The following is a 20502-nucleotide window of genomic DNA, read 5'->3' as shown; positions in this document are numbered from 1 at the left end:
TTCATTTGGCTACCGTTGCCATCAGCTCCCGCGAAATGGCGGCCAGTTCGGTCGCCAGCGCGGTGAGGCCGGCGTAACGACCGAGCAAGCTTGCAACGTCGGTATGCCTTACTGTCACCGAACCGTCCGGCATCTGCACGACCACGAGCTTGAGCGGTATGTCAGCCACTGCGCTGGGGTCGGTTTCAAGAATCCGGGCCACGTAGCGCGGATGGAAAAACACCAGTTGCCGCGCCGGCGCGATCGCATAACCGCCGCGTTCGAGCAGCATCTGCGGATTGATCTCGTGAATCAGCCACAAATCCTTCTCGACGATGGCCTGCTTCAGACGCGCAAGCGTGCCCTCGAAATCCAGTGCCGAAGTCATCACCACCTGAAACGATGGTGATGAGGCCACCGCGTACTCAACCACTTTGAGCGCTTCGGCCATGTCGCTCACCCAGCCTGAGCGGCACTGTGTTCGCTGACCGCATCCAGGACGCGAGCGGAGTACACCATCGCCGCACCGGCATTGAGCGCAACCGCCACGCCAAGCGCCTCGGCGATCTCCTCGCGACTGGCCCCATGCTTCAACGCTTCGCCGGTATGTACAGTGATACAACCATCGCAGCGGGTGGTCACCGACACTGCCAAGGCAATCAACTCACGCGTCTTGGCATCCAGATGACCGGTCTTCTGCCCAGCCTTCGACAGCGTTTGATAGCCGGCGAGCGTGTCCGGGCTCAGCTTGCCGATTTCACCGATACGACCCACGAGTTCTTTGCGATATTCCAGCCAATCCATCATGAGATGTCTCCTCGATTCACAGGTTGCAGCCAAGCCATGTGCCCGGCTGATGTGATGAGTATTACGGCCGAGGTCGAAACGAGGGATACCCGAAAAGCTCAATCTATAGCTCGATCGTCTCAGGCTCGCGCATGCTCCCTCCCCTGCTAGTCCCGAAAAGGGGACTCCCTTCGGTCGCAGGGAGGGTTGGGGAGGGGTTCAATCTTGCGGCAAGGTTGGACCCCCTCCCAGCCTCCCCCTGCACGCAGGGGGAGGGGCAAAAGCAAGGTTCGCAGCTTTTGACGTTGCTTTTGATTTTGCTCTTGCTCTTGCTCTTGACCTTGGGGCCCCTGTGCGTCGGTGAGGGTCGGACGACAAGGCCCGCAGGGGCATCGACATGGATGTCGATGCCTTTTCGCCAGGGCAGGAAGCCCTGTCGAAAAGCCCGGCCGAACCTCACGTACCCGAAGGGCGACTCACCGGGGTGCTCTTTCTTTTGGTTACTTTTCTTTGAGCAAGCAAAGAAAAGTGACTCGGACCCCGGCAGGGGTTCGAAAGCCCGCCGCAGGCGAACAACCTAGCCCCAACCCAACTTCTCAAGTTTCCATACCCAACGCCGAAACAGTGTCTGAGGCGGCGGCACAAGCAACAAAAACCCGCCCACCAACCACTGCCGGCCATCGTCGGCACTCAAAGTCCCGATATGGAGTACTTCCCATGGTCATGAGCGTTACCACCAACATCAACTCGCTGAACGCGCAGAACAATCTGGCCCGGTCGCAAAGCAAGCTGAGCACTGCGATCCAGCGCCTGTCCTCGGGTATGCGCATCAACAGCGCTAAAGACGATGCCGCCGGCCTCGCCATCTCCACCCGCTTCACCACCCAGATCAACGGTCTGAACCAGGCCGTGGCCAACGCCAACGACGGTATCTCGATGGCGCAGACCACCGAGTCGGCGCTGGACGAAGTGACCAGCAACTTGCAGCGCATTCGTCAGTTGGCGGTGCAGTCGGCGAACGGTTCCAACTCCACCACCGATCGCGGCGCGCTGGATAAAGAAGTGCAGCTTCGTCTGGCCGAAGTCACGCGTATTGCCCAGCAGACCAACTTCAACGGCACCAAGGTGCTGGACGGCACGGCCGGTTCGGTCGTGTACCAGGTCGGCGCCAACGTCGGCGAGACCATCAGCGTGAACCTCGGCGTCGGCATGAAGACCAACCAGGTCGGACAGGTCGATAGCGCATCGGTTTCCGCCAGCGGCGCCGCACCGACCTATCCGTTGACGCTTGCAGCCGATCAGAAAATTCAGATCGGCGGCGCCAGCGGCAGCACCATCACACTCAAGAGCGGTACCGTGTTTGCGGGCGCCGCCGATGTGGTCACTGCGTTGAATGCCGGTTTCAAAGACCAGGGCGTGGATGCGCAGGCCAGTGCCGATGCGACCGGCAAACTGTCGATCCAGTCCTTCGGCGCCGACGTCGATGCTTCCGGTGCGACCGCACTCGGTTTTGCCGCCACTGACAAAGCCACTCACGCACTCGATGCCAAACATTTGGCGGATGCCTCGGTGTCCACCGTGGCAGGCGCCAACGACACCATGCGTCGCATCGACGCCGCGCTGCAATCGGTGAGCGATCTGCGTTCGAACCTGGGCGCCGTGCAGAACCGCTTCCAGTCGACCATCAACAACCTGCAGACCATTTCGCAGAACCTGAACTCGTCGCGCAGCCAGATCCAGGATGCCGACTTCGCTCAGGAGACCGCGAACATGTCCAGCGCGCAGGTGCTACAGCAGGCCGGCGTGTCGGTGTTGGCACAGGCCAACTCCAGCCAGCAGAGCGTGCTCAAGTTGCTGCAGTAATTGTTCAAGCCGGGCGGCCACGCGTGATGCGTGGCCGCTTTCTTGCATGAGTCCTTTCAAAGATATTGAACAGGCTCTGAGGTAAACCATGGCAATCACGACCACTGGATCTTCAAACAGTCCGCTTACTGCCGCCGGCGTCGGCTCAGGGCTGGATGTGACCACGCTGGTGAGCAAGCTGGTCGCCGCCAAAAGAGCCCCGCTGCAGGGGCAGATCGACAGTCAGACCAATACCGCCAAGACGCAGATTTCCGCGTTGGGGCAGGTCAGCTCCGCGCTTTCGACATTGAAGGCCGCGTTGGCCTCGCTCAGCGACGGCACCGCGTTCACCACGCGCAAAGTCAGCACCAGCGACAGCACCGTGCTCAACGCAACGGCCACCGGCAATGCGGTCAACGGCAGCTACAACATCGCGGTGACCCAGTTGGCGACGGCGATGAAGGTATCGTCCGGCGCGGTGACCAACAGCCAGACTCGCGTCGGCACCGGCACGCTTACCGTTGCGCTGGGCAGCAAGCAGATGCAGTTGAGCATCGACGACAGCCATGCCTCACTGGCTTCGATTCGCGACGCCATCAACAGCGCCAGCAACAACCCTGGCGTAACGGCGACCATCGTCACCGGCAGCGACGGCGCGCATCTGGTGATGAACAGCAATGCCAGCGGCGCCGTCAATAGTTTTACGGTCAGCAGCAGTGGCGGCGACGGTGGTTTGGCGGCGCTCAACTACGCGCCGGGTGCCGGCAACAACGGCATGAAGGTAACCACCGCCGCACAAGATGCGCTGTTCACTATCGACGGCATGGCCGGCAATAGCGCCAGCAATACGGTAACCAGCGGTATCGATGGCGTCACCATGACGCTCAGCAAGGTCGGCACCAGCACTTTGAGCATGGCCAGCGACGGCAACACCGCGACCGCGGCGGTGAACAGTTTCGTCAATGCCTACAACAGCCTTTCCGCGCTCTATACCAGCCTTACCAAGTACGACTCCACCGGTAATAGCACCGGCCCGCTGATCGGCGATGCCACGCTCAACAGCATCAAGGGCACGTTATCGAGCATCGTCAGCGGTACCGGTGGCAATGGCGCCACGCTAAGTTCCGCCGGCGTCACTTTGCAAATCGACGGCACCTTGAAAGTAGATAGCGGCCAATTGCAAACGGCGATGGCCGATGGCGGCACGCAGCTCAAGGCGCTGTTCTCCGGCAGCAACGGCCTGGCGACCAAACTCAGCAGCCCGCTCGATGGCTGGATCGGAACCCAGGGCATTCTGGTGACCCGCACCAGCGACCTCAATAAGCAGCTCAAGGATCTCGGCAGCCGCCAGAGCGCTCTGGATACCGACATGAGCGACCTCTCCACGCGCTACACCAAACAGTTCACTGCGCTGGACACCATGCTGACCAAGCTCAACAACACCAGCAGTTACTTGACGCAGCAATTCAACTCATTGAACAACAGCAAGAACTAATCCGGGACGACACCATGGCATTCGGTTATGGCGCAGGCGCCTATCAGCAGGTTCGATCGCATGGCGGCGTCGAGCAGGCCGACCCGCACGGCTTGATTACTTTGTTGATGGACGGTGCGCTCGATCGCCTGCTCAAGGCGCGCGGCTATATGCAACACGGCGAGGTAGCGGCCAAAGGCGAAACCATCACGCGCTGCATCGACATCATCGGCGCCTTGCGCGACAGCCTGGATCACACGGTGGACGCGGATTTCAGCGGTCGCCTCGATTCGCTCTACGAATACATGGGGCGGCGTCTGCTGCATGCCAACGCGAACAATGACCTGAGCGCGTTGGACGAAGTATCGAAACTGTTGCAACCGATTCGCGATAGCTGGGTGCGCATTCCCGCCGACGCACGCCAGCGCCCTGCCGCGCAAAGTGCAGCAGAATGACGATGGCGTTAGCGCAGGCCATGCTCTTGACCCAAGCCATGCGGGTTGCCGCGCAGGCGGCAGATTGGGATCGACTGACGCAGTTGGAAGCCGAGCGCGAGCCCTTGCTGATGCAGCCGCATACGGTGGATGCCGAGTCAAAGGCACTCGTTGAGGCGATTCTGGCCAGCGATCGCGAACTGTATGTGCAGGTGCGCGATGCGCGCGACGCGGTTGCCGTGCAATGGAGGCAGACGCGGGCTGCTGCTGCGTATGCTGCCGCAAGTCCGCTACCCCTCCCCAACCCTCCCCTACAAGTAGGGGAGGGAGCCGAATGAGGCGAGCTTTAGCTCCTCCCTTGCTTGCAGGGGAAGGCTGGGAGGGGGTAAAGCCTGTGCGCCCCCATTCCCCATTCAACCTGGGAGTTAGCCGATGAGCAGTCCGTGGGACGACTTTGAACAACGCCTGGCCTGCGAAGGCGAGTGGCATGTCGACTGCGCGCCACTGACCTGGCCCATGGACGCACGCGTGGCGGCGGGGTATGTCGAAAGAAATCTGTCGGTGCTGTCGACGATTGCCGTGCTGGAAGATCGTCGCAGCGATAGCGCCGATGACGACAACCCGCTGATGCAGGAAATGTTGCGTCTGGACGCCAAGCTCAATGCGCTGCTCGACATCGTCAACCGTTTGCTGGTGCCTACAGCTTTACCGACACGGCAAACCTTGCGCTTCAATGCGGTCGGCGCGCTGTTGCCGGCAACACTGCCATCGGAGAGCGAGGCTTTATTGCTGCGTATCCGTTTTGATGCCAGCCCCGGCTTGTTACTGGAGCTGCCGGCGCGATGCCTGCGTCAATTCGATGACGGTCGCCGCTTTGTGCAGTTCGAGCAGTGCAGTGATGCGTTGCGCGAAGGTCTTGAACGACTCGTTTTTCGTCACCACCGACGCAAAGTGGCAGTAATCCGTCACGCAGGCTTTTGAAATTCGCGAACCGGTAGGCAGTGCGCAATGTGATGGTCCTCACAGAATTTGCGACATATCCACGAAATTTTTGACGCCGTTGGCATTCCGTCGCAGACGCTCTTGAAGACAGATGAGCGTCAGCTTGTGTTCATTTATCCGCTACTTCTCAAGAACTTGCGTGTTATCCCCCGATTTCCGCAGACGCACTTTCGGATTCTTTCGAAGCGACTTTCACCTCTGTGCCAAGGATGGCGGCAATGCTTTGGCCTCGATCTTGCGTAGCAACCTGGCAAGTACAACAAAGGCGGTTGTCACGTGGCAGGTCGGCAGTCTGATTGGAATCAGCTGCAAGCAACGTCAGGGGAATTGCAGTGAAGAATCAGAACATCCTAGTCATCGAGGCAGACGCTGTTCGGGCGGAGTCGGTCTATTCCGCGCTCCAGTTTCTTGGTTATAGCCCGCAATACAGTGATCGGCAGCGCAGCGAGCAGATTCATCTTGAACAGGGTCGCTGGCAGGCGATTTATATCGGCGATGTCATTGACTTGGATGACTATCAGCGGCAATTGAATTTACTTGGCGAACAGGCCCTGCAACTGCCGCTGCTGGTGGCTGCCGACTCACCCCTGGCCGCGCAATTGAGCGGCGCCGCGTGCAACGACCACACGCGTAGAGTGGAGCTGATTACGTTTCCTCTGCGCTACGAAGACCTGACCAAGGCATTGAGCGAGCTGGCGGCGGCGCCGGCCAGCAGCCCCCCCGGCAGCCGGCGCATTGTGGGTGGCTCGGTACCGTTGGCTCGATTGAACGATCTGATTCGCCAGGTGGCGCCATTCGATTCCAACGTGCTGGTGCTGGGCGAATCGGGTACCGGCAAAGAAATGGTCGCGCGCACGATTCACGATTACTCCCCACGTCGCGACCGCCCGTTTGTGGCGATCAACTGCGGTGCGATACCGGCCGAGTTGTTGGAAAGCGAATTGTTCGGCCACGAGAAGGGCGCCTTCACCGGTGCCATCAGCGCGCGCAAAGGGCGTTTTGAACTGGCCGAGGGCGGCACGTTGTTTCTCGACGAGATCGGCGATATGAGCCTGCCCATGCAAGTCAAACTGCTGCGTGTACTGCAAGAGCGCGTATACGAACGCGTCGGCGGCAGCCGTTCGCAACGTTGCGACGTGCGCATTATCGCGGCAACGCATCGCAATCTTGAGCAGGCGATCAACGACGGTGGTTTCCGCGAAGACCTGTACTACCGGCTTAGCGTCTTTCCGCTGGAAACGCCGTCATTGCGTGAACATCTAGGCGACCTTCCCGAGTTGATCGCCGAGTTCAACCAACGCTTGATGCGTCGTGGCCTCAACCGCGTACGTTTCAGTGCCGGTGCGCTGAACGCGCTGCGTGGTTATGGCTGGCCGGGCAATGTGCGCGAGCTGAGCAACCTGGTCGAGCGCATGGCTATTCTCTATCCCTCCAGTGAAGTGCGCGCCTGCGACCTGCCGGAGAAATATCGCGGTGCCTCCACTACTGCCGATATGGGCGGCGCAGCTTTGCTGGCCTTGATGGAAATGCACACGCCGGCGGTGGTCGGTTGCACGTCCGGTATGGATTCGGCGGTGGTCTTGCCCGAAGGCGGCCTGGATCTGAAAGATCATCTTGCCGATATCGAGATCGGCTTGATCCGCCAGGCACTCGACGCCACCGGCGGCGTGGTGGCGCATGCGGCCAAGTTGTTGCGCATGCAACGCACCACCTTGGTGGAAAAGCTGCGCAAATATGGTTTGCAGAGCAGCTTGGCGGCATGAAGAGCGTCATCGCAACGTTCGTGGCACAGCTTGTGCATTTCACACTTCAACAAACATCACGCGTTGGAGTTTTGACATGAGTCAGTTGCCATGAGCCAGATCGACGTCAACGGTTTGTTGTCGCAAATGCGGCAGATGTCGGCGACGACACGCATGCCCGAAAGTGCCTTCCACGCCGTGGCGCCGACCCAGAGCGGCGATTTCGGCGCCTTGTTGAAACAGTCCATTGCCGCGGTCGGCAACAACCAGAGCGAGGCCGGCAAGCTCGCCGCGAGTTTTGAGCGCGGCGATGCCGGCGCCGATCTTGGCCGCACCATGATTGCCGTGCAAAAAGCCGATTTGTCGCTGCGCGGTCTGGTCGAAGTGCGCAACAAGCTGGTCGATGCCTACAAGGACATCATGAACATGCCGGTGTGATGCGGCCGGTTTAGTTCGGGTCGGCATGACGCCGGCTGCATTCCCTTACCGCTTAAGAGCACTACTAATGCCGAGCCGTCGACATGGCTGAGACCGCCATTGCCAAGAACACCAGCGAATTGCGTTTGGGTTCCTTGAAAAACCTCGCGCAGAATCCGGCCGCGCGGCAACTACTGTTGCTGGTGGCGGTGGCGGCGGCCGTAGCGCTGGGTGTCGCCATCGTGCTGTGGTCGCGCGGGCCGAGCTATGGTTTGTTGTATGCCGGGCTGGAATCCAAAGACGCGGCGGCGATCACGCAAACGCTGCAGGCCAGCAATACGCCTTATCAGTTGAGCAGCGACGGCAGTTCGATCTCGGTACCGGCGGCGGATCTGGCGGCGTTGCGCTTAAAGCTTGCCGCACAAGGCTTGCCGCAGGGCAGTGCGGGCAGTGCGGCGGTGCCGGCCAACGATTCGCCGTTCGGCATGAGCGATCTGGCCGAACGCACCCGCTATCAACAGTTATTGGAAACCGATCTGGGCAGCACCATCGCCGGCCTGCAGTCGGTGCGCAGCGCCCGCGTGCATCTGGCTTTGCCCAAGCCCTCCGCCTTTATTCGCGACAATCGCCAGGCCAGCGCATCGGTATTGCTCACGCTGTATCAAGGGCGTCAACTGGATGCCAGTCAGGTGGCGGCGATCGTGCATCTGGTTGCCGCCAGCGTGCCGGATCTCGATCCACGCCAGGTCTCGGTCATCGACCAGCAAGGCCAGTTGCTGACGGTAAGCGATCCCGACAGCCCCGGCGCGATCGGCGATACGCGTCTGCGCATGGCCACGCGTATCGAAAACACTTATGCGCAACGGGTAGAGGCATTGCTGACGCCGCTGGTCGGTGCCGGCAAAGTGCGTGCGCAAGTCTATGCCGATCTCGATTTCAGCCAGACCGAAAAAGCCACCGAGACTTTCGGTCACGACAAACCGGCCTTGCGCAGCGAACAGACCAGCTCTGAGCAACACAGCGACAGTCGCGGTGCGGTGCCCGGTGCGTTGAGCAATCAGCCACCTACCGCCGCGGCACAGCCCACCGCGGCCAAGCCCGGTGCCGCGCCGACGGCAAGCAGCGCGCAATCCAATGCCAACGGCTCGACCTCAAGCAATGCGACCCGTAACTACGAGCTCGACCGCACCATCAGCCATGTCAGCGACCCGGCCGGCCGCCTTGCTCGGCTCACCGTCGCGGTGCTGGTGGACAACAAATCCATCAGCGTTCAAGACGGGGTCAGTCAAGACAAGAGCAAGAGCGGCAATAAAAGCGTGCCATTCACCACGCAAGAATTGCAGCACCTGACGGAGCTGGCGCGAAACGCGGTGGGCTACAACGAAGCACGCGGCGATAGCGTCAGCGTCATCAATCAACCGTTTCACGAAGTCGCCGAAGAGGGCGAGCCACCCGGACCTTCGCTATGGCAGCGCCCCGGCATGTTGGATCTGCTCAAGCAAGGCGTGGGCATCCTGCTTGCCGTGCTGATTGCCTTCGGTTTGCTACGGCCCTTGCTGCGCGGCTTGATCCGTGGGCCGGAGCCGGCCAAAGCCTTGCCGGGGCCGACGTCCTTGCCCACGGTATCGGTGCGTATTGACGACGATCCGCTGGATGCGCCCGAACCGGGCTTGCCCGGACGCATCAGTGCGCCGCAGGCGGTGGCTTACGAACAGAAAATCAGCTCGGCCAAACGCATGGTCAGCGAAAACCCCAAACAAGTGGCGCAAGTAGTAAAGAGCTGGGTGAGCGACGATGGCGGTTAATCAATTGGATGTGACCGGCGCACAGCGCGCTGCGATCTTGCTGCTTACGCTGGGCGAGCAAGATGCCGCCGAGGTACTCAAGCACCTCAGTGCGCGCGATGTACAAGCGGTGGGTTCGGCGATGGCCGGGCTCTCCAGCGTCTCGCGCGAACAAGTCGAGCATGTGCTGGACAAACTGCACGAGGACATGGGCCGGCATACCTCGCTGGGCGTCGGCACCGAGGATTACATCCGCAAAATCCTGGTCAACGCCTTGGGCGAGAGCAAGGCCGGTGGCTTGATCGACCGCATCCTGCTCGGCCGCAGCAGCAAGGGGCTGGAGTCGCTGAAGTGGATGGAGAGCCGCGCCATCGCCGAAATGATCGGCCAGGAGCACCCGCAGATCATCGCCCTGGTGCTGGCCCATCTCGAACCCGATCAAGCCGCCGAAGTCATCGGCTATCTGCAGCCGCGCGTACGCAGCGATGCGGTGATGCGCATCGCCACGCTCGACGGCGTACAGCCGCATGCGCTGAACGAGCTGGACGAGATCATGGAGCGCCAATTTTCCGGCAACACCAACAAACTCAAATCCGCCAACGTCGGTGGCCTGAAAGCGGCGGCCGATATTCTCAACGCGATGGAAACCAGCCGCGAAGCTGAGTTGATGACCGCCATTCGTGGTCAGGACGCCGGCCTCGGCGGGCGTATCGAAGAGCTGATGTTTGTTTTCGATGACCTTGCCGAGTTGGACGATCGCAGCATGCAAGCCCTGCTGCGCGACGTGCCGTCGGCGCGCTTGGTCATCGCCCTGAAAGGCGCCGAGTCCGCGGTGCGCGAAAAAATATTCGCCAATATGTCCAGCCGCGCCGCCGACATGTTGCGCGACGACCTGGAAGTGAAAGGCCCGGTACGCCTGAGCGAAGTCGATGCCGCCCAGAAAGAAGTACTGGGTATCGCCCGCAAGCTTTCCGATGCCGGCCAGATCAGCCTCAGCGGTGGCGGCGATGAGTTTGTCTAGGCAGAGCACATCCCTCCGCAACCTGCTCCTCCCCCTGCAAGCAGGGGGAGGCTGGGAGGGGGTAAGCCCTTGCGCCAGTCTTAACCCTTCCCCAACCCTTCCCTGCAAGCAGGGGAGGGGGCAGGCTGAGTGCAGCGCATGAGCATCGATACCAAGATACTGACGCGCGATCAGTGGCAAGGCTTCACCCGCTGGGCGCCGCCGCACATCGGTACGCATTCACCAACAGAACCCAAAGCTACCGATACACCGTCACCGCCAACGGTTCGCGATCTGGAAGCACTGGAGCAGCAGGCACGTGACGAAGGCTATGCGGCCGGGCTGGCCGAAGGGCGCGTCGCAGCCGCGGAGGCATTGAGTAAACAATTGGCGCACTTTGAAGCGTTGATCGATGCTGTCGCGCGGCCGTTGCAAGCTTTCGACGAAGCCACCGAACAAGAAATGGCTCGCCTGGCGATGGTCACGGCGCGTCGGGTGATTGCGCGCGAGTTAAGCCTGACGCCGGAGCTGATCGTGCAAGCGGTACGACAAGCCGCATTAGCGTTGCCCAGCGCCACCCGTGCACTGCGCGTGCGTCTACATCCCGATGACCTGGCCTTGCTGCGCCAACTCGACGCCAGCGAAACGCATTGGCACTTGCAGGCCGATCCAGCATTGGCCCGTGGCGATTGCATATTGGAAAGCGAGCGCTCGCGTTTGGATGCACGCGTTGAAACCAGGTTGGCCGCCATCGTCGATGCGGTGCTTGGCATCGATGTCATGGGCACAGATCTCATCGAAGAGAGCGCCGCGTGAATTCGGCGCGCGCCGCGCATTGGCGAGAGCGCCTGGCACGGCGTTGCCAACGCGCCGAAGTCGCCCCCACGCTTACGGTCGAAGGGCGCTTGCGCCGTGTCGTTGGCCTCACCCTGGAAGCCGAGGGTTGCGAAGCAGCTTTAGGCGCGCGTTGTCTGGTCGCGACAGCGGCGGGCGTCGAACTGGAAACCGAGGTCGTCGGGTTTTCCGACGAGCGCCTATTGCTGATGCCGGTCACCGAGATGCATGGCGTATTGCCCAATGCGCGCGTGCGTCCTTGTGCCAGCGCCGGCGGCCTGCCGGTCGGCCTGGCCTTGCTCGGTCGGGTGATCGGCGCCGATGGCGTGCCGCTGGATGGCGCCGGCCCACTGGATACCGACGAGCATGCCGCCCTCAAGCGCGAGCCGATCAACCCGATGGCGCGCAAGCCAATCGATACGCCCTTGGATGTCGGCGTGCGCGCGATCAATGCATTGCTCACCGTCGGCCGCGGCCAGCGCCTGGGTCTGTTCGCCGGCTCCGGCGTCGGTAAATCGACCTTGCTCGGCATGATGACGCGCTACACCGATGCCGATGTGGTGGTCGTCGGCTTGATCGGCGAACGCGGCCGTGAAGTGAAGGAATTTGTCGAACATACCTTGGGCACCGAGGGCCGCGCCCGTGCCGTGATCGTGGCCGCGCCGGCCGATGCGCCGCCGCTCAAGCGTCTGCGCGGTGCGCAATATGCCACGGCGATTGCCGAATGGTTTCGCGATCGCGGCCAACGCGTATTGCTGCTGATGGATTCACTGACCCGCTACGCCCAGGCACAGCGCGAAATCGCCCTGGCTATCGGCGAACCGCCGGCGACCAAGGGCTATCCGCCGTCGGTGTTCGCACTGTTGCCGGCCTTGGTCGAGCGCGCCGGCAACGACGCCGAAGGGCGCGGCTCGATCACCGCCTTCTACACCGTACTGACCGAAGGCGACGACTACCGCCACGATCCCATCGCCGACGCCGCGCGGGCGATTCTGGACGGCCATATCGTGCTGTCCCGCGATCTGGCCGAAGCCGGCCACTATCCGGCGATCGATATCGAAGCATCGATCAGCCGCGTCATGCCCGCCGTTGTCACGCGCGATCACCTGCGCTCAGCACAGCGCTTTCGCCAGGTCTATTCCGCTTATCGGCAACAGCGCGACCTGATTGCCGTAGGTGCTTATCAAAAAGGCTCCGACCCGCATGTGGATCAGGCGATCGCGCTATGGCCCACGTTGCGCGGATTCCTGCAACAAGAAGTCGATGAGCCAATGCCGCTGACTGCGGCGATCGGGGCGCTAACCGGCATTGCCGAAGGTATCGAGACATGACGCCACGCTCGCAACGCCTGCAACCCGCCGCCGACCAGGCCCGCGACCGGCGCGAACAAGCACTGCAGCGACTTGCCGAACAACAGCAGCGGCTGCTCAAGGCCGAACAACAGTTGGCCGAACTGCAGCGCTATCGCAACGAGTACGCGCTCGGCATCGCCGCTGGCGGCCTCAGCGTCGATGTCTTGCTCAACCGTCAACAATTCGTCGAGCGCATCGATCGTGCGATCGCGCAGCAGTCGATCGAGATGGAACGACTGCACCGCCAACTTGCCCTGGCGAGCGAGGGCTGGCGCCAGGCCCATGCGCGCGAGCAGGCTTTGGGCAGCGTGATTGCCCATATGCTCAAGCAAGAACAAGCCAGCGAGAGCCGCCGCGAACAATCGGAAATCGATGAGCGCATGCAGTATCGACGCGGGCCGACGCGCTCGTCAGCCCAGTCGCCAAACAGCGACGACGATCTCCCGCCTGATTTCAACCCTTCTGCCATGAGCTTCAGGCCATGACCATGCAAGCACCTGTTACCGCAGCCCCCGCCACGGCAAGCTCCACCTTGCCGAGCCGACATGCCGTGAAGCACCCCGCAACGAACCATGCCGCCGCCCAGTCGGCTGTTGCGCAACCGTCCACTGCAAACCCGGCGACAGCAACAGCGAGAACCAAGCCTGCCGACAACACCAACGCCGAGCCGACGAACCAGCCAGCCACGCTTGCTACCAACTTCGATAGCCAACTAGAGCAGGCGCGGCAACAGCAGCGGATAAGCTCTCCGTCGCTGCCTGTGGCGCCAGTCGCGCTCCCCGCGTCACCATTAATGACAGGTGATGCTGCCGTCACTGAAAAAGACGCCCCCACCACCGATGGCGATGCCGCGACACTCGCCGCCGCCATGCTGGCTATGCTCGGACAAGCACCGCACGCACTGCCGTTGAAGACCGACATGCAAAGTGGCGCAGCCGCGCCGCAAACTGCCGCCGGCCTCGCCGCCAACGCCGCGAATGCCATTGCCACGGCGCCGATGACCACGGCAGTCGCGTCATCGTTGATCCCGGCGTTCGACGACACCCAGCCAGTGCATGCACACAAGGATGCTGCCGTCACCGACACACCGGCGATGACGACATCTATCGCCATGGACGCCGGCCAAACCAACACACCGGTGGTTCATGCACTGCGTGTGGAAGCGCCCGTTACCAGCCCGACTTTTGCACAAGAGCTGGGGCAGCAAGTGGCCTGGCTAGGTGGACAAGACATCAAGCAAGCGCGCATTCGCCTGCACCCTGAAGAACTCGGCCAGCTCGATGTAAAGATCAGCGTCGAGCATGGCCGCGTCGATGTGAACTTCACCGCACAACATCCCGCCGCGGTCACCGCAGTACAGCAAAGCCTGACTCAGCTTGATTCGATGTTGGCGGGGCAGGGGTTGTCGTTGGGGCAGGCGCAGGTGGGGCAGCAGGGGCAGGGGCACGCGGGATATGAGGGGGGTGGGGCTGAGGTTGATGGGGGGAGTGGTGAGCCTGAGGTGTTGGTGCGGCGTGTGGTGATTGGGTTGGTTGATGCGTTTGCTTGATTGATCTTTTCGCGAGCAGGTTCGCCTGCGGCGGGCTTTCGCTTGTTGGTGATGTTGGGGGGACTGGTCGCCTGCGGCGGTTTTCGAACCCCTGCCGGGGTCCGAGTCACTTTTCTTTGCTTGCTCAAAGAAAAGTAACCAAAAGAAAGAGCACCCCGATGCAGCGCTCTACGGGCATCCTGCCCTGCGAGTGCGTGAGGCTTGGCCGGGCTTTTCGACAGGGCTTCCTGCCCTGGCGAAAAGGCATCGACATCCGTGTCGATGCCCCTGCGGGCCTGTCGTCCAAGCCTCACCGCTGCAAAGGGGCCCCGAAGAGCAGCGCGCGTCCTGCGCGCACTCGCCGATATATGAAACGCACGCCACACAACTCCCTCCCCTGCTAGCAGGGGAGGGTTGGGAGGGGTTCAATCTTGCGGCGAGGCTGCACCCCCTCCCAGCCTCCCCCTACGAGCAGGGGGAGGGGCAAAAGCCACGCTCGCAGCTTTTGACTTTGCTGTTGCTCTTGACCTTTGGGGCCCCTGTGCGTCGGTGAGGGTCGGACGACAAGGCCCGCAGGGGACTCGGCATGGATGCCGAGTCCTTTTCGCCAGTGCAAGGATGCACTGTCGAAAAGCCCGGCCGGCCCTCACGCACCCGAAGGGCGACGCACCGGGGTGGCCTTCTCTTTGGTTACTTTCTCTTGGCCACTCAAGAGAAAGTGACTCGGGCCCCGGCAGGGGTCCGAAAGCCCGCCGCAGGCGATCCAGGTCGCCTTACGGCGACAGCGCCACCCCCCAAGCATCAGTGACATTGCCACCAAGTCGCCACTCACTAAACGGGCGGCGCGGTGCAATCAGCGCCGGCAGTCGCGAATCCCGCGTGCGCGCGTAATAAGGCTCCATCCACGAAAGCTCATCCTGAAATGTCCAGGGGAAAAGCTTTTGCTCGATCGGCGTGATCTTCGCGAAGCTCGCAGGGTCCTGCACCGCCTGAGTCACCAAATTAGCCAGTCGACCGATAGCGCCATGATTCTCCTGATAGAGATCGATGCCTTGTCGTTGGGCGAGTTCGGCGGTGAAGACCAGTGGAATCAGCGCGAACGTGTGGTAGTGAAGCGCGCGATCACCACGCTTGACCTCCCGCACCAGCTCGCCTTGTGCACCGATGTCATTGATACCTTCACGTGCGCGCGCGAGTCCGGCGTCGATCAGCATCTGTTGTTGTGCAACGGTGCCGATGGCGACGAGATTGAGTCCGGCCCAATAAACCAGGTTGTTGTGCAGATGATTGATGGCGTCGGCATCGCGTGTAGCTATAGCGATGCGGGTCAGCCAGGGGGTAATGACGTGCAGCCGGTTCGCGTTGGCGGAGCTGACATCTTGGGGCATGCGCAAAAGCACCATGGCGAAGTCCGTTCCGGCCCAGGAGCGCTCGTAGTAGCCCTGATACCCGGAGATAGGCCCCATCAATGCATCTGCCTGAGCCCAGCCTTGCAATAGGTCGAGCGTGCAGGACCACTGACTTGAGTCCGCCGCCTTGTTGAGTTGGTCGATGAATCCACGCATCGGTTTGACCGCCTGCGCATAGCCGGCAGGGTCGTCGTAGAAACCGGGGGGATCGATCGATGCCAAGGGCGGCGGTACAGCACAGGCGCGGGTGGCCTGGCTAATACCCAGGCTCATGCCTATGGCCAGTGAGACTGCTCCAACGATTCGGATGAATTGACTGCGCATTATGTATTGCCCTCAGGTCATCGGTGCTGAAAAAGGTTGGTCGTGTCGAAACGGCGCATCTTAGCGAAAGACGATTTTGTCCACGTCTCGCGTCAATCAGGTTTCGCCGATACGACAAGACGAGCTGCTATCGCCCTGGTTCGTGCCCTCAAACAGAGCGTGCAGATAGCCGCCAGGATCGCGTCGCGTCTGCTTGACGTCACGCGTCAAGAAAACGCCATCGGCACATCATCATCGCGCCGAACCCGCATCACCGCTGGCTCTTCAGGCGATGGCACAGCGTTTGCTAACTACCGATTATCAGGCGCATCCCAATGCGCCAGCCCATTCCCCGATATGAGGTAGTTCATGGCTGTTGCCGAATCCGCACCGAACCTGACGCCGGCAAAAAAAGGCGTCAGTCGTAGTGTGGTAGTGATCTTGTTGTTTGCCTTGCTGCTGGTCTCGGCGATAGGCGGTTATGCCTTGTTTGCTCTGCGTAAACATTCAGTGCAGGGGGGCGAGACGGTGCCGGCCGAGAGCAAGTCGGCGGTGAAGCAGCCTGAGCTTTACTTGCAGTTGGAACCCTCCTTCGTGGTGAATTTTCACAACGAGGAGTCGCTGAGTTATCTGCAGGTGAGTGTGACCTTGATGGCGCACGACGCGGCGGCGATTCAGGCAGCGAAAGATGCCGACCCGGTGATCCGCAACGCCTTGGTTTTCTTGTTCAGCAGCCAGGACGGCGTCGAGCTGAGCAGCACCGATGGCAAACAGAAGCTGCAGGCCAAGGCGCTGGTCGCCGTGCAGAAAATTATCGCGGACAAACTGGGCAAGCCTGGGATTGACGCCTTGTACTTCACCAGCTTCGTGATGCAATAAGGCCGCGACCGATGAGCGATCTGCTTTCGCAAGAGGAAATCGACGCCCTGCTCGAAGGCGTGGATGGCGGTGCGGTCGCCACCGGTGGCGATGAGCCGTTGCCGCCGGACGCGGTAGTCACTTACGACTTTACCCAGCAGGACCGCATAGTGCGCGGTCGCTTGCCGACACTCGAAATGGTCAATGACCGCTTCGCGCGGTTTTTTCGCACCGGCATTTTCAGCGTGTTGCGCAAGACCTGCGAAGTGTCGGTGCGTGGGGTGCGCATGCTCAAGTTCGGCGAATACGTGCATGGCCTGGCGGTGCCTAGCAATCTCAATCTGGTGCGGGTGAAGCCCTTGCGCGGTACGGCGCTGACGGTGATCGAGCCACGGCTGGTGTTCTCGATCATCGATAATTTCTTCGGCGGCGACGGCCGCTATCACGCGCGTATCGAAGGTCGCGATTTCACACCCACCGAGAATAGGGTGATCCAGATCGTGCTGGCGGAACTGTTCGCCGCGATGGCCGAGGCATGGGCGCCGGTGCTGGCGTTGCAGTTTGAATTTCTCAACGCGGAGATCAACCCGCAGTTCGCCAATATCGTCAGCCCCACCGAGACGGTGGTGGTATCGCGCTTTCACGTCGAACTGGATGGCGGCGGGGGCGAGATCCATATGACCTTGCCCTACGCGATGGTCGAGCCGATTCGTACCTTGCTCGACGCTGGCGTGCAAAGCGACCGGGTAGAGCGCGACGACCGCTGGGCGGAATGCCTGCACGAAGAGGTGATGGATGCCGAGGTGCAGCTCAGTTCGTTGCTGCTGGAGATGCCGATCAGCATCGGCGACTTTCTGCGCTTGCGTCCGGGCGATGTGATTCCCGTGCAACTGCCCGAGCTGTCCACCGTGTTCGCCGAAGACGTGCCGGTATTTCGTGGCCGCCATGGCCAGGCCAATGGCCGCAGCGCGGTGCGATTCCATGAGCCGGCCGGGCGTCGTGGCACACGCTTGTCGAGCGACGCCTTTACCGAACACATGCCTGAATGATTCCGGCCCGACCGAGTCCAGCCCAATGAAACCAGCCCAATGAATAACGATATGAACCCGAATAGCGAAACCGCGGCTGCAGCCACCGAGCATGACGAACTCAATAGCTTGGGTGGCCTGGTCGGCGAAGGTGTCGAGGTCAATCTCGACATGATTCTCGATGTGCCGGTGACCCTGGCGATGGAGGTCGGGCGCACCCGAATCAGCATCCGCAATCTGCTGCAGCTCAATCAGGGGTCGGTGGTAGAGCTTGACCGTGCCGCCGGTGAACCGCTGGATGTGTTCGTCAACGGCACCTTGGTAGCGCATGGTGAAGTGGTGGTGATTAACGAGAAGTTTGGCATTCGCCTGACCGACGTCATCAGCCCGGCCGAACGCGTGCGTAAGTTGCGGTGATCGGCATGCTTGCGCTGATCGCCCCGGTGACGTCTGACATCTCAGTGGGCAACGAACTACTGCGCGTGCTGTTAAACCTTGGCGGCATTGTTGCGTTGATCTTTGTCGCCGGTTGGTTGAGTCGCCGGGCGCAAGGGCGCGCGCGCGTCGGCGGCCGGCGTATCCGCTGCGTGGAAAGCTTTGCCGTAGGTGCGCGCGAACGTGTCTTGCTGCTCGATGCCGATGGCAAGCGTTTGCTGATCGGGATGGGGCCGGGCGGCATGCGCACACTACATGTTTACGACGGTGCGGTTTACGACAGCACGACACCCGGCATCGGTGAAGCTGCGCCCGCACCGTTCCATTTCAGCGATGTCCTCGCCGTATGGAAGCGCAAACCATGAAGCATCTGCGCTGGCTGTTCGTGCTGGTATGGCTGCTGCCTTGGGTGGCCTGGGCCGAGCCCGTCGGCATCCCGGCATTGAGCGTGCAGAACGCGCCGGGCGGTGGGCAGAATTGGACGATCTCGCTGCAAATGTTGGCACTGATGACCGTGCTGACCCTGTTGCCGGCGATCCTGCTGATGATGACTTCGTTTACCCGCATCATCATCGTGCTCGGTTTCTTGCGGCAGGCGCTCGGCACGCAATCGACACCGCCCAATCAAGTACTGCTTGGACTGGCGCTGTTTCTTACCTTGTTTGTGATGTCGCCGGTACTCGAACGCGCTTATCAAGATGGCGTGAAACCGTATATGGATGGGCAACTCAACGCCGAGCAAGCCTTGCCCATCGCGGTGGCGCCGTTCAAGCACTTTATGTTGAACCAGACTCGCGACGCGGATCTGCAGCTCTTTACGCACCTGGCGAAGGAGCAGCCTTATGCCAGCAAAGACGACGTGCCCTTTCGCGTAGCGCTGCCGGCTTATGTCACCAGCGAGCTGAAGACCGCGTTTCAGATGGGCTTTTTATTGTTTGTGCCGTTTCTGATTATCGATCTGGTGGTGGCGAGCGTGCTGATGTCGATGGGCATGATGATGGTCTCGCCGATGATTATCTCGCTGCCGTTCAAAATCATGCTGTTCGTGCTGGTCGACGGTTGGACCTTGCTGCTCGGCACGCTCGCTTCGAGTTTCGCCTAGTGACCATCCGCTCCATCGCGCTGCAAGGACATAAACGATGACCCCTGAATCAGTTATCGAATTCGGTCAACACGCACTTTACGTCGCGATGATTATCGCCGCGCCGCTATTGCTCACCGCGCTAACCGTGGGTCTGTTGGTGGGTGTGATCCAGGCAGCGACACAGATCAATGAAATGACCTTGAGTTTTATCCCCAAGCTGATTGCGATGGCGGTGGTCGGCGTGATCTCGGGCCCGTGGATGCTGCGCACCCTGGTGCAGTTCACCCGGCAACTGGTCGAGAGCCTGCCGAGCGCGGTGAGATGAACGGCTTGGTCGTGACCAGCGCCGACCTTGCGCAGCTCTCCTTATGGCTGGGCAGTTTTTTGTGGGCGCTGGGCCGCGTAGGTGGTTTGTGTCTGATCGCGCCGGTATTCGGCTCGACGGTTTTGCCGGCACGCTTTCGGGTGGCCTTAGTGTTTTTGTTGACCCTGGTGCTGACCCCGCTGGCACCGGCAGCCTTCGATCCGCTGAGTGGCGCGGGTATCGCAGCAATGGTGGGGCAGGTACTGGTCGGTGCCGCAGTGGGTTTTGTATTGAAGCTGGTGTTCGAAGCGGCGGCCTTGGGCGGACAGTTGATCGCGCAAAGCATGAGCCTTGGATTTGCCGAGGTGGTGAATCCGCAAGGCGGCGGTAGTTCGCCGGTGCTGAGTCAGTTTTATCTATTGCTGGTGACCTTGCTGTTTCTGACGATGGACGGCCATTTGCGCCTGATCGCCTTGCTGTCCGACAGCTTCACTCGCCTGCCGCCAGGCGTCGATGCGATCAATACGAATGGGTTGTATGCGGTAGTCGCGTTTGGCGCGCAGTTGTTCAGCGGTGCGGTGCGGGTGGCATTGCCGGCGATGACGGCGTTGTTGGTGGTGAATATCGGGTTTGCTGCGATTAGTCGTTCGGCGCCGTCGATGAATCTTTTTGCGGTGGGGTTTCCGATCACGCTTTGTCTTGGGTTGATCGCGTTGTGGTTGGCGTTGGGGAGTTTGCCGGGGGCGTTTGGATCGCTTCAGGAGGGGGCATGGGGGGTTATGCGGGGGTTGTTGGGGGGATGAAAGGGGGGGCTTTTCATTTTGGTTTTGGCGATCTGGTTCGCCTGCGGCGGGCTTTCGAACCCCTGCCGGGGTCCGAGTCACTTTTCTTTGCTTGCTCAAAGAAA

23 protein-coding genes are annotated in these 20502 nt (G+C 61.1%); 20 read left to right on the top strand and 3 right to left on the bottom strand.

Going from position 1 to position 20502, the window contains the following annotated elements:
* Position 1 precedes the first annotated feature (1 nt).
* Together DVJ77_RS20765 and DVJ77_RS20760 are read right to left on the bottom strand one after the other, a co-directional pair.
* Complete coding sequence (locus DVJ77_RS20765) at positions 2-430, bottom strand: DUF302 domain-containing protein (RefSeq protein WP_162791631.1); 429 nt, start codon at positions 428-430, stop codon at positions 2-4.
* A 5-nt stretch (positions 431-435) separates the two neighbouring features.
* Entirely contained in the window at positions 436-786 is a 351-nt protein-coding gene (locus tag DVJ77_RS20760; RefSeq protein WP_114847449.1) for a carboxymuconolactone decarboxylase family protein, read from the bottom strand.
* A 696-nt stretch (positions 787-1482) separates the two neighbouring features.
* Here DVJ77_RS20760 and DVJ77_RS20750 point away from each other — a divergent pair.
* The 13 genes from DVJ77_RS20750 to DVJ77_RS20690 all read left to right on the top strand — a co-directional run bounded on the left by DVJ77_RS20750 (position 1483) and on the right by DVJ77_RS20690 (position 14195).
* Entirely contained in the window at positions 1483-2628 is a 1146-nt protein-coding gene (locus DVJ77_RS20750) for a flagellin (protein ID WP_114847447.1), read from the top strand.
* Positions 2629-2716: 88 nt separating this feature from the next.
* A complete protein-coding gene (gene fliD, locus DVJ77_RS20745) occupies positions 2717-4102 on the top strand; it encodes a flagellar filament capping protein FliD (RefSeq protein WP_114847446.1) in 1386 nt (461 codons plus the stop codon).
* A 14-nt stretch (positions 4103-4116) separates the two neighbouring features.
* Entirely contained in the window at positions 4117-4536 is a 420-nt protein-coding gene (fliS, locus tag DVJ77_RS20740) for a flagellar export chaperone FliS (protein WP_114847445.1), read from the top strand.
* A 2-nt stretch (positions 4537-4538) separates the two neighbouring features.
* Positions 4539-4853: a flagellar protein FliT gene (fliT, locus tag DVJ77_RS20735; protein ID WP_114847444.1), complete on the top strand. Its 315-nt coding sequence runs from the start codon at positions 4539-4541 to the stop codon at positions 4851-4853.
* A 94-nt stretch (positions 4854-4947) separates the two neighbouring features.
* Positions 4948-5496 carry a PilZ domain-containing protein gene (locus DVJ77_RS20730; RefSeq protein ID WP_114847443.1) on the top strand — a complete coding sequence of 183 codons (549 nt, stop codon included), beginning with the start codon at positions 4948-4950 and terminating at the stop codon, positions 5494-5496.
* Positions 5497-5849: 353 nt separating this feature from the next.
* On the top strand, positions 5850-7280 hold the full coding sequence (locus DVJ77_RS20725; protein WP_114847442.1) for a sigma-54 dependent transcriptional regulator: 1431 nt from the start codon (positions 5850-5852) through the stop codon (positions 7278-7280).
* 90 nt (positions 7281-7370) lie between these two features.
* Positions 7371-7697 (top strand): flagellar hook-basal body complex protein FliE, encoded by a 327-nt coding sequence (fliE, locus tag DVJ77_RS20720; protein WP_114847441.1) that lies wholly within the window; start codon positions 7371-7373, stop codon positions 7695-7697.
* An 83-nt stretch (positions 7698-7780) separates the two neighbouring features.
* On the top strand, positions 7781-9481 hold the full coding sequence (gene fliF / locus DVJ77_RS20715) for a flagellar basal-body MS-ring/collar protein FliF (protein WP_114847440.1): 1701 nt from the start codon (positions 7781-7783) through the stop codon (positions 9479-9481).
* 10 nt (positions 9482-9491) lie between these two features.
* The gene (gene fliG, locus DVJ77_RS20710; protein ID WP_225428128.1) at positions 9492-10481 is read left to right on the top strand and encodes a flagellar motor switch protein FliG; all 990 of its coding nucleotides are present in this window, start codon (positions 9492-9494) and stop codon (positions 10479-10481) included.
* 138 nt (positions 10482-10619) lie between these two features.
* Positions 10620-11276: a FliH/SctL family protein gene (locus DVJ77_RS20705; RefSeq protein WP_114847438.1), complete on the top strand. Its 657-nt coding sequence runs from the start codon at positions 10620-10622 to the stop codon at positions 11274-11276.
* Positions 11273-12625, top strand: a complete 1353-nt coding sequence (gene fliI / locus DVJ77_RS20700; RefSeq protein ID WP_114847437.1) for a flagellar protein export ATPase FliI — start codon at positions 11273-11275, stop codon at positions 12623-12625. The genes DVJ77_RS20705 and fliI overlap by 4 nt, the downstream gene beginning before the upstream one ends.
* On the top strand, positions 12622-13131 hold the full coding sequence (fliJ, locus tag DVJ77_RS20695) for a flagellar export protein FliJ (protein ID WP_114847436.1): 510 nt from the start codon (positions 12622-12624) through the stop codon (positions 13129-13131). The genes fliI and fliJ overlap by 4 nt, the downstream gene beginning before the upstream one ends.
* A complete protein-coding gene (locus tag DVJ77_RS20690; RefSeq protein WP_114847435.1) occupies positions 13128-14195 on the top strand; it encodes a flagellar hook-length control protein FliK in 1068 nt (355 codons plus the stop codon). The genes fliJ and DVJ77_RS20690 overlap by 4 nt, the downstream gene beginning before the upstream one ends.
* Before the next feature lie 752 nt (positions 14196-14947).
* Here DVJ77_RS20690 and DVJ77_RS20685 read toward each other — a convergent pair.
* On the bottom strand, positions 14948-15856 hold the full coding sequence (locus DVJ77_RS20685) for an alginate lyase family protein (RefSeq protein WP_225428127.1): 909 nt from the start codon (positions 15854-15856) through the stop codon (positions 14948-14950).
* 399 nt (positions 15857-16255) lie between these two features.
* Between DVJ77_RS20685 and DVJ77_RS20680 the strand changes: the two genes are divergently transcribed.
* The 7 genes from DVJ77_RS20680 to fliR are packed head-to-tail and all read left to right on the top strand — an operon-like array spanning position 16256 to position 20398.
* Entirely contained in the window at positions 16256-16765 is a 510-nt protein-coding gene (locus DVJ77_RS20680) for a flagellar basal body-associated FliL family protein (RefSeq protein ID WP_114847433.1), read from the top strand.
* Positions 16766-16776: 11 nt separating this feature from the next.
* Complete coding sequence (fliM, locus tag DVJ77_RS20675) at positions 16777-17793, top strand: flagellar motor switch protein FliM (RefSeq protein WP_114847432.1); 1017 nt, start codon at positions 16777-16779, stop codon at positions 17791-17793.
* Between the two features lie 51 nt (positions 17794-17844).
* Entirely contained in the window at positions 17845-18189 is a 345-nt protein-coding gene (gene fliN / locus DVJ77_RS20670; protein WP_114847457.1) for a flagellar motor switch protein FliN, read from the top strand.
* 5 nt (positions 18190-18194) lie between these two features.
* Positions 18195-18572, top strand: coding sequence for a FliO/MopB family protein (locus DVJ77_RS20665; RefSeq protein ID WP_114847458.1), 378 nt, complete (start codon positions 18195-18197; stop codon positions 18570-18572).
* Positions 18569-19309, top strand: coding sequence for a flagellar type III secretion system pore protein FliP (fliP, locus tag DVJ77_RS20660; protein WP_114847431.1), 741 nt, complete (start codon positions 18569-18571; stop codon positions 19307-19309). Before DVJ77_RS20665 ends, fliP begins: the two co-directional genes overlap by 4 nt.
* Positions 19310-19346: 37 nt before the next feature.
* Positions 19347-19616 (top strand): flagellar biosynthesis protein FliQ, encoded by a 270-nt coding sequence (gene fliQ, locus DVJ77_RS20655; protein ID WP_114847430.1) that lies wholly within the window; start codon positions 19347-19349, stop codon positions 19614-19616.
* Complete coding sequence (gene fliR, locus DVJ77_RS20650; protein ID WP_225428126.1) at positions 19613-20398, top strand: flagellar biosynthetic protein FliR; 786 nt, start codon at positions 19613-19615, stop codon at positions 20396-20398. The genes fliQ and fliR overlap by 4 nt, the downstream gene beginning before the upstream one ends.
* Positions 20399-20502 lie beyond the last annotated feature (104 nt).

Source organism: Dyella tabacisoli (assembly GCF_003350925.1).
Lineage (GTDB): Bacteria > Pseudomonadota > Gammaproteobacteria > Xanthomonadales > Rhodanobacteraceae > Dyella_C > Dyella_C tabacisoli.
This window is presented reverse-complemented; position numbering and strand designations above follow the sequence as displayed.